Genomic DNA, 13,498 nt, shown 5'->3' on the forward strand with positions numbered 1-13,498 from the left:
CATGAAAGATTTCACTACATTTTCATTTTTTACCATTGATTGACAAGATCAACGATTTTAAAACCGTCAGACCTTAATTCATAGACTGTGTCACACACTGATTTTAAAAACTGTCGGTCATGGGAAACGGTGATGATAGCACCAGGATAATCATTGAAAACCGTACGGATTTCTTGTTGAGAAGAAGCTGAGAAATTCCTAGTCGGTTCATCTAAGAGTAAGACATTGTAGCCTTTAAGGTCCAAACTGGCTAGGATAATTTTCCCCTTTTGCCCACCAGATAAGTAAGCAATTGGTTGGTCCATTTCTTCAGGTATAAATCGTAGACTACCCAAACAAGTCATGATTTGCGTTCTTTCTTCCTTGTCCCCAGTGGTCGTCATAAATTCGATTGGGCTTTGGGCATCATGAATTTCCTCGCTATATTGTTGGGGCATGTAACCCACTTGAAGACCCTTTGACTCTTTTAAATCACACCAAAGTTGACGAAGGAAAGTCGTTTTGCCAGTACCATTAGGGCCAATAATACCGATTTTATCTTGACCTTTGACAGTCAGTTGCAGATTGTCGGCTAAAATGCGGTCATCAATGGTTATTTGACCGTCGTCTAAGTGCACGACCACTTGGCTCTTGGATAAAGGGTTCACGTTTGAAAATTCAATATGAATAGGCGATTCTTTAATCGGATAGTCCACAAATTTGGCTCTTTCGCGTTCAAATCGTTTGTCCATAGATTGGACAGCTTTCATCTTTTTGGCAAGAAGTCGCCCTGCAGTAGAATCCTTGGTATTGTTCAATTGGTGGTCTACTGAATCATGCACGCGGTTAAACTTGGCCATCCGGTTTTGGTCTTCTTCCCGCTGCTTGTTGGCTAAATTCTCCTGATTGGTCATTTCTTGATTACGGTGGGTCAGGTAATCTTCGTAGCTGGCCTTTACAAATGTTGAGCGGGCAGTCGACTTGTTGGTCAATCTTTCTACATGGAGGATATGGGTGGCGGTTCGTTTAAGCAACAACTCGTCATGGGAGATATAAATGATAGCCAAGTCACTTTGCTGAATAAACTTTTCAAGCCAGAGACTGGTTTCGACATCTAGATCATTAGACGGTTCATCCATTAACAACAAATCCGGCTCATCCATCAGCAAGTCAATCAACTGTAACTTAATTCGCTCGCCCCCAGACAGGTCTCCCACTATTTGTTGGTCATAAATCCGTTCCACATCAAAGTTTAGCCGGTTACCCAGTTGATAGAGCAATTGATAATCCACATCTGCGTAATCCCGACCCTTGAAGAAATAATCTTCCAACGACTCTGCTAGGTCCTCATTTGCCATCGCTTGAGGTAAATAAGCCAACTTAGTAAAATGATTGATCATTTGTCCAGTAATTTCAAGATAAGATTGAATACTTTCATCCCCGACAATATATTTTAGAATCGACGATTTCCCGTTGCCCTCTTCGCCAATAATTGCGACCTTATCACCAGCGTTTACCACAAATGATAAGTCGTCAATCATGGTGAATACAGTGCTAGCTTGCGTCATGGTTAAGTGTTTAATTTGTAACATAGATGTGCCTCCTTTATTATTTTGGGCACAAAAAATGCCCTACTAGCTTGTTCTGTAGTAGGACAAATGTTGAACATGGATACTTGGAAAATGACGATGCCAACTCAATCTAGGTCTATTGTATACCCTAGATATAGGCCCGCTTGCACTTTCCGTTAAACCTTTTTCAATGTTAAAAATGCAAACAAAAAAGAAAGGTTGCTAGTATCCGCCCAAAGTTTTTTATCCTACCAAAATAGCCGAGGTTAAACCAACACTATTATCAGTGTTTTTTCTCGCTCACTATTTTAAATAAAGTAGGATTATAACTTCATTGGACTGAATACCTGACCTTTCTTTGAAATTGTTATGTTATAAAAGCAATTTACCAGGATATTGAGGGTATGTCAACCTATAAGATATCATTTAGAAGGACATTCTTATAGATAACTGCTAGCCTTACTCACTCTCAAGAGCCGTTTTCAACTTAGCTAAAGCTTGATCTACCACATCTTTTGTGACATTTAATGGGGGTAGTAAACGGATGACGTTATCCTTAGCTGAAGTCACTAGCAAACCTTGGTCTGCTGCTGCCGCAATCACTTGGGCTACTGGCTTAGTGACTTTCAAGCCAATCAAAAACCCTTGACCACGAACTTCTTCAATTATAGGTGACTGCCAGGATTGCACTTGATCCTTGATATAAGCAGATATCACCTTCACATTTTTCAATAGTTGTTGGTTGTCAATGGCTGACAAGATATAATTGCCCGCTGCTGTAGCTAATGGATTACCACCAAATGTAGTGCCGTGGTCTCCTGGTTTAAAGTGGTCGGCCACCTGGGCCTTTGCCACTACAGCACCGATTGGTAAGCCCCCACCTAACCCTTTAGCTAGGGTGATGATATCCGGATCTAAGGTTGTTTGTTGAAAGGCGAACATAGTTCCTGTCCGACCAATTCCTGTTTGAATCTCATCTACAATCACTAGGACATTCTCTTGTTTTTGCAGTGTGTTGATGGCAGACATGAATTCAGGCGTAATGGCATTGACCCCACCCTCTCCTTGGATGACCTCAAGCAAAATGGCGCAAGTATTCTTGTTAACAGCCTTTTTTATAGCGTCAACGTCATTAAAATCCACATATTTAAAGCCGACTGGCAAGGGTTTAAAGGCGGTGTGCATGTCTTCTTGGCCGGTCGCCGTTAAGCTGGCTAAGGTCCGGCCGTGGAAAGATTGGTTCATGGAAATAATTTCGTAGGCATCGGGTCCCTTGCTTTCAGTCCCCCATTTACGGGCCAGTTTAATAGCTGCTTCATTGGCTTCAGTCCCAGAATTGGCGAAGAAAGTCTTATCCAGATTTGAAGCTTGGCTTAATTTTTCGGCTAGTTTAATCCCATTTTCATTCCAGAAAAGGTTAGACACATGAATCAAATTGCCTGCCTGCTTAGAAATGTATTCGACGAATCCTTGGTCGGCGTGCCCTAATACATTACAGGCAATCCCAGAAATGAAATCGATGTACTTTTGCCCATCAAGGTCTTCCACATAGGGACCTTGGCCTTTCACCAATACTGTTTCTTGGCGATTAAAGGTGTGCATGGTCACTTCTTGTCCTAATGTAATCAATTCTTGCGTATTGAGATTTTGTGTCGTCATATGCTCCTCCTAACTCCGGTAGTCGGCGTTAATTTTGATGTAATCTTCAGTCATATCGCAGGTCCAAACGGCTGTCTGGCTCTTGCCAATACCCAAGTCGATGGCAATTGTGATTTCTGTTTCAGATAGGATTTCATAGGCTAAATCTTCATCAAATACTAGCCCCTGACCATTCTTGCAGGTTAAAATCTCTCCCTTTTCAGAAATAAAACTGATCTGAATTTTCGCCGGATCTAAGTAATCAGGTTGGGCTTGTCCGATGGCTGAAAGTACCCGGCCCCAGTTAGCGTCTTGCCCGAAAATTGCTGTTTTCACAAGGGATGATGTCGCCACCTGTTTGGCAATGCCTTCAGCGTCTGCTTGATCTGACGCCCCTTTAACAGCTACAGTGACAAATTTTGTTGCCCCTTCTCCGTCGGCCACAATTTCCTGAGCCATCATTTGACAGATTTCCGTTAATTTCTCCTGAAAAATGAGTATGTGCTGTTTAGTTGGCTTAACTGAGACCTTATTGGTAGATGCAAGAAGGACGGTATCGTTGGGACTAGTATCCCCATCAACTGAAATCTTATTGAAAGATTGGTTGACAGACTCTTTCAGTAATTGCTGTAAGGTCTCTTGGCCAAGGTCCAAATCAGTTACCACATAAGACAACATGGTGCCCATATTCGGGTGGATCATACCTGACCCCTTGGCAATGGCTGCTAGGTGAACGGGCTGCCCTTCGATTTCAAAGGCAATAGCAGCTTGTTTAATTTTGGTATCCGTAGTCATAATGGCTTCAGCCGCTTGAATCGAATCACCATCCGTCAGATTATGGGCTAATGTGTCCACTTGGTCGTCGAAATTACCCAGGTCCATTGGTACACCAATAACACCCGTAGAACAAATCAGGACTTCATCTGGTTGAATCTTTAGCTTGCTAGCTAGTGTGTTAGCCATGATTTGAACATCGGTATCTCCTTTTGGTCCGTTAAAGGTGTTGGCATTTCCTGAGTTAATCATAATGGCTTTAAAGGTGGCCTGTTCATTCAAGCGTTTTTTATCATATTTGATATGATGCGATTGGATGGCATTTTTTGTAAATACCCCTGCCATAGTGGCCCCTTTTGGAAAATAAATCAGGGCTAAATCTTTATTACGGTGTTTGAAACCAGAATGTACACCAGACACCCAGACATTTTCAATAGCGCAAAGGCCTCCAGAAATGGCCTGACTAGCTAAGGGATGTGGTTCAGCATTTTCATTACTTATTGTGGTCGTTAATTGACTTTGTGACATGTAATCGAACTCCTTTCATTAATGGTTATGGGAAGATTGGGACTTGGGTAAGCCCAGTCGCTTGGTCTAGGCCTAACATTAGGTTCATATTTTGGATGGCTTGACCAGCTGCCCCTTTTACTAGGTTGTCTATAACGGCAAAAATGACTAATCGGTTGGTTCTTTGATCGACTTTGACTTGGATATGGGCAAAATTGCTAGCCCGTACCGCTTTAATTTGTGGCAATTGGTCTTGACCTAAAATTTGAATAAAATACTTATCTTGGTAGTAATCTTGGTAGATTTGACGAACTTGGTCTTCAGTAATCTCAGCTGTTAAGTCCAGGTAAATAGTGGCATGAATGCCCCGTTCGGTTGGCAACAAATGCGGAGTGAATTGTATTGTAACGGGGTTTTTGGCGACATTGTTTAAAATCTGTTCGATTTCAGGTATATGGCGGTGTGCCATAGGATTGTAAGCATAAAAGTTATTACCTAACTCAGTCAGTAAGTTGGCTACCTTGGCAGACCGGCCTGCCCCAGAGACACCTGTTTTGGCATCAATAATTATTGAATCTGTTCGAATGAACTCTTGGTCGATTACTGGCAATAAGCCGAGCAAACTGCAGGTCACAAAACAGCCAGGATTAGCGATTAAATCTGCCTTTTGAATGTCATCTGCGTAAAGTTCAGGTAAACCATAAACCGCTTGTTCAAGTAGCTCAGGCTCTGTTTGTGGGATGCCATAATATTGTTGGTAGATTTGCTTGTCTTTCAGTCTAAAGTCCGCCCCTAAATCAATCACTTTAACCTGATGTCCTTGCGCTGCTTTAGCGATTCCCATGGATACCCCGTGTGGCAGACCTAAGAAAAGGACATCCACTTTGTCGAAAATTTGGTTTGGATCATAAGCCACAAAGGATTGGTCGATTAAGCCCTTGAAATGAGGATAATAGTCCTGAACCTTTGTTCCCACTTCATTTCTTGAAGTTAAAATGGTTAATTCAATATCTGGACGGGTCACCAACAAGCGGATTAATTCCTCGCCTGTATAGCCAGTTGCCCCGATAATCCCTACTTTAATCACCTAATCGCCTCCTTTGTCTTTATTGTTTGGCCAGAATAAGTTGCCATTTGTTGCCGCCATGATGGCTTTAATTGAGTGCAAGCGATTTTCTGCTTGTAAGAATTGCTTGGCGTAATCGGCCTGAAAGACTTCATCTGTCACTTCCATTTCTTGGTAGCCGTATTGGTCTAAGACTTGCTGGCCGTAAGCAGTTTCTGCATCATGGAAGGCAGGTAAGCAATGTAGGAAAATAAAATTCGCTGTTTCAACTTGGTCTATCAATTGCTTGTTGACTTGGAATGGCATTAATTGCTTGATCCGGTCTTCAAAGGTCGCCTCCTCACCCATTGAAACCCAGACATCTGTGTATATAATGTTGGCTGTTTTCACAGCTTGAATTGGGTCGTTTGTTACGGTGATTTTGGTATTTGTTGTTTTGGCAATATCTTGAGCGGCTTCAAGAATATCTTGTTCAGGGTGTAATTGTGGGCTTGTCGCAATGGTGATGTCAACGCCCAACTTGGCACCTGCAATCATTAAAGAGTTGGCCATATTATTACGCCCGTCACCTAGATAGACCAAGTGGTGCCCTTTTAAAGAACCAAAAATCTCTTTAATCGTCATAAAGTCCGCGATCATTTGGGTTGGATGCCAGGTATCGGTCAATCCGTTCCAAACTGGTACGCCAGCATGGACGCCTAACAATTCAACTGCTTCCTGGTCAAAACCGCGGTATTCGATGCCATCAAACATTGCGCCAAGGACTTTTGCAGTATCGATAACAGATTCTTTCTTACCGAGTTGGATGTCGTTGGCCCCAAGGTATTCAGGGTGCCCGCCTAGATCGTTGACTGCCACGGTAAAAGCTGCACGGGTCCGAGTGGAAGATTTTTCAAATAATAGGGCAATATTTTGCCCTTTTAAATATTCGTGTGGAATATTGGCTTTTTTTAATTTTTTCAAATGCAAGGCGAAGTCGATTAGGAATTCAATTTCTTCACTGGTATAATCCAGTAATTTTAAAAAGTTTTTATTTTGTAAGTTCATGTATAAACCACCTTTTTAAGCTGTAATCATGGTGCCGATGCCATTTTTGGTAAATAATTCTAAGATCATAGCGTGGGGAATGGTGCCGTCGATAATCTGGCAAGAACGGACGCCCGACTGGATGGCGTCTAGGCAATTTTCCACTTTAGGGATCATACCACCAGTAATGATTTTGCTTTCAATAGCTTCTTGGATTTGGTCAGCGGACATAACCGAATATAAAGTTTTTGGGTCAGCCGGATCTTCATAGATGCCGTTAATATCGGTTAGATAAATCATTTTTTCAGCCTTTAAAGCTGAGGCAATAGCAGCGGCCGCTTCATCCGAATTGATGTTCAAACTTTCACCTTTGGGTCCATAAGCGATGGGTGAAATCACTGGCAGCAAATTATCATCTAACATTTGGCCTAGGTAGTCGGTGTTGACATTGGTTACCTGGCCAACTAAACCAAGCGACTCATCCTTTTTCACAGCTTCCATAATTTTATTGTCTTTACCGGAAACAGACACTGAGGAAACGCCCTCTTCATTCAACATAGTTGTTAAATTAGGTGAGATCGATCCAGTTAATACCATCTCCACTGTCCGCATGACGTCACTTGAAGTCACCCGCAAACCATTAATAAACTGAGGTTCAACCCCTTGCAGCTCAAGCATCCGGTTAATTTCTGGTCCACCACCATGTACGATAATTGGCTTCATCCCAACGTATGACAGCCAAGCGATATCTGAAATCACCCGGTGACGCATTTCCTCAGAAATCATGGCATGCCCCCCGTACTTAATCACCACAATTTTCTGGTGAAAATCCTTAATATAAGCCAATGAGTCTATTAAAATATTTGCCTTCTCAATATCTTGCTTGCTAATTTCTATCACTTTTCTCCTCCATTCATCAAAAAACACCCCTACATCTGCATTTCGCAAACATAGAGGCGTTAAACCGCGGTACCACTCTACTTAATCACTTTCCTAATTCATTGAACACAAATTCTTTGCATACAAGTCCTTGGAAAATGACTATCTCTCATCCTAACGTGGACACCACGTCCTTGTTCAGTTTTTTTACCTAACAAGAAATCTATAAAGCGCGGTTCAATTGGTTGATATCAGTAGTCTCACACTATCACTACTTCGCTTGACATATGCCCCAATTTACTTTCTTTATCTACGATTCATTTATATATAAAAAAGCCCCGTTCCATGTTCAAATAGAACATAGAGACGAGGCTTATCCGTGGTACCACTCTAGTTAACTCAAATTGACAAACAATTGAATTCACTCGATTTTGTTAACGCTGCATCAGCGAAACTGGCTACTTGCTTTCACCAATTTATCTATGAAGTGCGGTTCAGTGATGTCGTCATATTAGGCTTCCACTCTATCCTAACTCGCTGTGAATCCAATCACCACTTACTCTCTTCATACTTGATCTTTAATATTTCTGTTATTTTATTAGGAAATAATGATAAAGTCAAATGTTTTATAAGAATTTTTTTAAGTTAGTGATATATTTTTTGCATCACTGTCTTGCACAAAATTCATTAAACCTTAGCAGAAACCGCTTTTTCGTCTAAAACTTTTGTGTAGGCTTTAAAGGTATCTAGGTGGGTAAACAATGACACCAATTGGCTGATGGCAGTCAATCTAGTCGCCAACCCGTTTTCATACCCTGGCACATTACCTGTTGTATCCACCACTAATTGCACATCGTTTTCAGTGATGTATTGGTTTAACTCATCTGTATTTGAGAAGACTGTATAGTTATCTGATTCAAGCTTTTCATCTGCATCATTGATGTAGATTGCTAATGGGTAACCTGCCTGATGCAACTTGGTCAATTCCGCTTCGATTTCCCCTAAATCTGCTTTAAACAAGTTGAAGACAATCGCACCCTCGTCAGTTGCTTGAATGTTGGCTCCTTCAAAGGCTCTTTGTAGGGCAATAGCGTATGTTTTACCTGACCCCATCACCTCACCAGTTGATTTCATTTCTGGACTAACCGCTGGATCAACACCATTTAATTTAGTGAATGAGAAGACTGGTGCTTTCACGTGGACTTGGTCGTCAGTATAGTCAAATACCCCGCTAGTAAAGCCTTGCGCTTGTAAGCTAGTCCCCATGATCACGTTTGTAGCAATTTGCGCGACCTCGATATCCGTTACTTTTGATAAGAATGGCACTGTACGGCTAGCTCTAGGATTCACTTCGATGATAAATACTTTGTCATTTTCAACGATGAACTGAATGTTCACCATCCCGATTGTGCCTAAGCCATTTCCAATTTTGATAGTTTCATCGATAATTTGGTCAATGACACTTTGTGATAATCTTTGTGTCGGGAAAACAGCCATCGAGTCACCTGAATGAACACCCGCTGCTTCGATATGTTCCATGATACCTGGGATAAAGACATCCGTGCCGTCGCAAATGGCGTCCACTTCAACTTCAATCCCTTGTACGTAGTGGTCAATCAGGATCGGCGCTTCTTGTTTTAATTTATTGCTTTCAACTAGGGCGTCCTTCATGTAAGTGGTTAAGTTTTCTTCGTCATAAACCACTTCCATCCCTCTACCCCCTAAGACGAATGATGGTCTAACAAGTACTGGGTAGCCACCAATTTTTTCTGGAATAGCTAGGGCTTCTTCTAAGGTTAAGGCTGTAGCGCCTTCTGGTTGGGCAATATTTAATTGGGTTAACGCTTGCTCGAATAATTTTCTATCTTCAGCTCGGTTCATGTCTTCTACCGACGTTCCAAGAATTTGGATACCAGCTTCTTTCAAGTCATTGGCCAAATTGATGGCTGTTTGACCACCGAATTGAATCATGACACCGATTGGTTGCTCCCGTTCAATAATAGCCATCACATTTTCAAAAGTAACTGGTTCAAAGAATAACTTGTCAGAGATTGAGAAGTCAGTTGATACTGTTTCAGGGTTTGAGTTGATAATTAAGGCTTCGTAACCAGCTTTTTGCAAGGCTTTCACACAGTGAACGGTAGCGTAGTCAAATTCAATCCCTTGACCGATTCTGATTGGGCCAGAACCTAATACTAAGACAGATTCTTTATCAGTATCTGTATGAACTTTGTTTTCACCAGCATAAGAAGTGAAGTAGTAGCCTGCTTCACCATAGTCACCCATACCCCAGATGGTCACAGGGAGAAAATTAGGTACAAGCCCATGTTCATCTCTAAAGGATTTCACTTCATTAACGGTTACTTTGGCAAGTTGTGCAATTGTTTCATCATCAAAACCATTTAATTTCGCTTCTGCCACCACATCTTTATCTAGTGGCTGATCTTTAAGCGCCACTTCAATATCCACGATATGTTTAATGGCTTGTAGGAATAATGGGCGGATTTTTGTATGGTCTTCAGCTTCTTCTACAGTCATTCCGCGACGAATCGCTTCTGCCAGGTAGAAGATACGGTCATCTTTCACTTCGACAATTTCTTTTAAAATTTTCTCGTCTGACGCTTTAGCAGCTTCCCCATCAAATAAGTGTGGGTGGCCGTTATCTAGCGATTGGATTGATTTCAACAAGGCTTCTTCAATCGATTGACCTAGTGACATCACCTCACCAGTTGCCTTCATTTGCGTCGTTAAGCTTCTATCTGCATTTTTGAACTTGTCGCTTGACCAACGTGGTACTTTAGCAACAGTGTAAGTAATATTTTTTGGATCATATTCGGAAAAAGTTGTTTCAGTGTAAGGGTTGTATAATTCGTCAAAGCGATAACCTACTGCAATTTTAGCTGCCACTCTGGCAATGGGGAAACCTGTCGCTTTTGAAGCTAGGGCTGATGAACGAGACACACGAGGATTTACCTCAATGATGTAGTATTCCTGTGTATCAGGTTTTAAGGCAAGTTGTACATTACAGCCACCTTCAATTTCTAAGGCCTGAATAATTTTAATGGCTACGTCTGCTAGCAAGTCATTTTGTGCTTGATCAAGTGATTGATTAGGGGCAAACACAATTGAATCACCCGTGTGTACTCCAACTGGGTCGAAGTTTTCCATCGAAGTGATGACTTTTGCAACGCCCGCTCCGTCTCTCATGACTTCGTATTCGATTTCTTGGTAACCAGCAATTGATTTCTCAATTAAACATTGGGTTACTGGCGATAGAATCAAACCATTTTTAACGATTTTTTCAAGTGATGCTTGGTCTTCACAGATACCACCACCAGAACCACCCATGGTAAAGGCTGGTCTTACAATAATTGGGTAACCAATTTCATTGGCAAAATCAACCGCTTCATCAACAGTGTGAACAATTGTCGAATCTGGAACAGGTTGGCCGATGGAAGTCATCAAGTTTTTAAATAATTCACGGTCTTCTGCTTGGTCAATGGCTTTAAGGTTGGTACCAATTAACTCAATATCTAATTCTTCTAAAATACCTGAAGCATCTAAAGTCAAAGCCATGTTTAAGCCTGTTTGACCACCAAGCGATGGTAAAATTGCATCTGGTTTTTCTTCGTATAAAATTTTAGAAACCATTTCTTCAGTAATTGGTTCGATATAAATCTTATCAGCCATCTTGCGATCAGTCATTATTGTCGCTGGATTCGAATTAATTAGGACAACTTCGTATCCTTCCTCTTTTAATGCAAAACAAGCTTGAGTACCAGCATAGTCAAATTCGGCTGCTTGTCCGATAACAATGGGACCAGATCCGATAACTAGAATTTTGTTAATATCTGTTCTCTTTGGCATAATTTTTCCCCTTTTCTAATGACCTATCGATTGCACACCAAATCCACCAATTTCTTTAAACACCCCAAATTCAAGCAAAATGCCTGAGATCTGCGGGATTTTATTAAAAACATCGGTTCCGATTGGCTTTATTAAAATTAAAATACTTACCCTTTCACTTTCTCACCGTTACCAACAGCCTAATACTTAATAACAAGCTTGGCTTTAGTCCTAGTGATTTCATTTGTAAAGTATTTTTTCCTTTGACGTACTTTACGGTATGTTGAATGTTAGGTCAAACAAAAAATAAAAATTAAATCATATTTTTCTCATCTTTACCCAATAAATTTTAGCGAAAACCCATATGTTTCTATATATGCAGTCAAAAATAAATCATTTCTAAAAACCTTTTTAAAAATACAAAAAGGTACAATATTTGTCTTTATTGTACTTATTCTAGTCCATTTCGTCACTTACTTTTTTTAAGCTGTAAGATTTAGGTTTTAAATTTATTCTTCTGCTTGGCAGAATTTGCTAAAATAAGTGCACACAGGCACAATCAAAGAACAGAAATCATGGACATTATCCCTTACTATTTTTTAAAGACAAGCAAAAGACGCAATGATCTATTATCAAGAAAAACTTGACGGCAAGATATTAGCCCCAGTTGAATATGGTTCAATGGTAGATCCTGAAAATCCCGTTCAGTTACCGATAGCCTTTCACCATTATCTGATGCATGGTATCCTAGAAACAAGTAGCCAACGATTGTTAAGCTCATATGAATTTCCAAGCGAAAACCAGCCTGACTTTAATGATGTATCGGTCGCTATTATGTAAGATGATCTTGACCACCTCCAAACTTACTTCGCTAATTTAAAAAAGTCGCGATCAAAGTTATCGTTCCCTTTAAAGCAACAGATTGATCTCCAGGATATGGAATGTTAAGAGATAAGTGCATCGTTAAATGGCAGTTGAATTGCGAGGATTCATTGTTGAGAAATTTCGGCCATAAAAAAAAGCAGCCAATTGGCTGCTTTTTTTAAAGTTAATGCTTATTCTAAAAAGTCTTTTAATTGTTTTGAACGAGATGGATGGCGTAATTTTCTCAATGCTTTCGCCTCGATTTGACGAATACGCTCCCGGGTAACGCCAAATTGTTGACCAACTTGTTCCAATGTTTTCGATTGACCATCTTCTAGACCGAAACGTAAACGTAAAACATTTTCTTCACGGTCTGTTAAAGTATCTAATACCTCGTTTAATTGTTCTTTTAACAATTCTGCAGAAGTGTAGTCAGCAGGACTAGTTGCATCGTGGTCTTCAATAAAATCACCTAAGTGAGAGTCATCTTCCTCACCAATAGGTGTTTCCAATGATACTGGCTCTTGCGCAATTTTTAGAATATCACGTACTTTTTCAGTTGGTAAATCCATTTCAGCCCCAATTTCTTCTGGAGTTGGTTCGCGTCCTAAATCTTGCAATAATTGACGTTGGATACGTACTAATTTATTAATCGTTTCAACCATATGTACTGGAATACGGATAGTACGCGCTTGGTCAGCAATTGCACGCGTAATGGCTTGACGAATCCACCAAGTAGCGTAAGTAGAGAATTTAAACCCTTTATGGTAGTCAAATTTCTCAACAGCTTTCATTAGACCCATGTTACCTTCTTGAATTAAATCTAAGAATGACATTCCGCGTCCTACATAACGTTTAGCAATCGATACAACCAAACGTAAATTGGCTTCAGCTAATTCTTGCTTAGCTACTGGGTCACCTTGCTCAATACGTTGTGCTAAAGAAACCTCTTCGTCTGCAGTTAGTAATTCTACGCGTCCGATCTCTTTCAAGTACATTCTAACGGGGTCGTTAATTTTAACGTCAGAAGCTACAGAAGTAGGATCTATTTCCTCTTTCTTCACTTTTTCAGCTTCTTTGTCGGCCTCTTTATCCATTTGACGCATTGTTGGTTCGCCATTCTCGTCAACAACGGCAATACCTTGATCTTCGAATTTCTCAATCAAGCTATCCATACCTTTATCATCTAAGGCAAAAGGTTGTGCGATTTTATCGCTTAAATCAGTATATTGAATTGTACCAAGAATTTTTTTCTCAGCAATTAATTGTTTTGTAGCTTGGTTAAGTGTTACGCCGTCCACTTTTTTCTTTGCCATTCAATTCGCTCCTTACATAAATTAAAATTGAA

Annotated in this window: 9 protein-coding genes and 1 other annotated feature; of the genes, 1 reads left to right on the plus strand and 8 read right to left on the minus strand. The window is 40.5% G+C overall.

The genetic code is table 11. The annotated features are described in order from the left end of the window. Window positions 1-29 precede the first annotated feature (29 nt). The 7 genes from ACFW0C_RS05440 to carB form a co-directional block, all read right to left on the minus strand. A complete protein-coding gene (locus ACFW0C_RS05440; RefSeq protein ID WP_378106055.1) occupies window positions 30-1,571 on the minus strand; it encodes an ATP-binding cassette domain-containing protein in 1,542 nt (513 codons plus the stop codon). A 438-nt stretch (window positions 1,572-2,009) separates the two neighbouring features. After that, window positions 2,010-3,209, minus strand: a complete 1,200-nt coding sequence (locus ACFW0C_RS05445; RefSeq protein WP_378106056.1) for an acetylornithine transaminase — start codon at window positions 3,207-3,209, stop codon at window positions 2,010-2,012. Between the two features lie 9 nt (window positions 3,210-3,218). After that, window positions 3,219-4,490 carry a bifunctional glutamate N-acetyltransferase/amino-acid acetyltransferase ArgJ gene (gene argJ / locus ACFW0C_RS05450; protein WP_378106059.1) on the minus strand — a complete coding sequence of 424 codons (1,272 nt, stop codon included), beginning with the start codon at window positions 4,488-4,490 and terminating at the stop codon, window positions 3,219-3,221. Window positions 4,491-4,515: 25 nt separating this feature from the next. Continuing rightward, window positions 4,516-5,556 (minus strand): N-acetyl-gamma-glutamyl-phosphate reductase, encoded by a 1,041-nt coding sequence (argC, locus tag ACFW0C_RS05455; protein ID WP_378106062.1) that lies wholly within the window; start codon window positions 5,554-5,556, stop codon window positions 4,516-4,518. Beyond that, a complete protein-coding gene (gene argF, locus ACFW0C_RS05460) occupies window positions 5,557-6,582 on the minus strand; it encodes an ornithine carbamoyltransferase (protein WP_378106063.1) in 1,026 nt (341 codons plus the stop codon). It abuts the gene before it with no gap. A 15-nt stretch (window positions 6,583-6,597) separates the two neighbouring features. Further along, window positions 6,598-7,461, minus strand: a complete 864-nt coding sequence (argB, locus tag ACFW0C_RS05465) for an acetylglutamate kinase (protein WP_378106065.1) — start codon at window positions 7,459-7,461, stop codon at window positions 6,598-6,600. Window positions 7,462-7,799: 338 nt separating this feature from the next. Then, window positions 7,800-8,021: a binding site (T-box leader), on the minus strand. 106 nt (window positions 8,022-8,127) lie between these two features. After that, window positions 8,128-11,307: a carbamoyl-phosphate synthase large subunit gene (gene carB / locus ACFW0C_RS05470; RefSeq protein ID WP_378106067.1), complete on the minus strand. Its 3,180-nt coding sequence runs from the start codon at window positions 11,305-11,307 to the stop codon at window positions 8,128-8,130. 600 nt (window positions 11,308-11,907) lie between these two features. Here carB and ACFW0C_RS05475 point away from each other — a divergent pair. After that, the gene (locus tag ACFW0C_RS05475) at window positions 11,908-12,126 is read left to right on the plus strand and encodes a hypothetical protein (protein ID WP_378106069.1); all 219 of its coding nucleotides are present in this window, start codon (window positions 11,908-11,910) and stop codon (window positions 12,124-12,126) included. A 215-nt stretch (window positions 12,127-12,341) separates the two neighbouring features. On the opposite strand, the gene rpoD is transcribed toward ACFW0C_RS05475, so the two are convergent. After that, window positions 12,342-13,466: an RNA polymerase sigma factor RpoD gene (rpoD, locus tag ACFW0C_RS05480; RefSeq protein ID WP_326133432.1), complete on the minus strand. Its 1,125-nt coding sequence runs from the start codon at window positions 13,464-13,466 to the stop codon at window positions 12,342-12,344. Between the last annotated feature and the right edge of the window lie 32 nt (window positions 13,467-13,498).

It is taken from the genome of Aerococcus sp. NPDC058936, from assembly GCF_042741995.1.
Lineage (GTDB): Bacteria > Bacillota > Bacilli > Lactobacillales > Aerococcaceae > Aerococcus.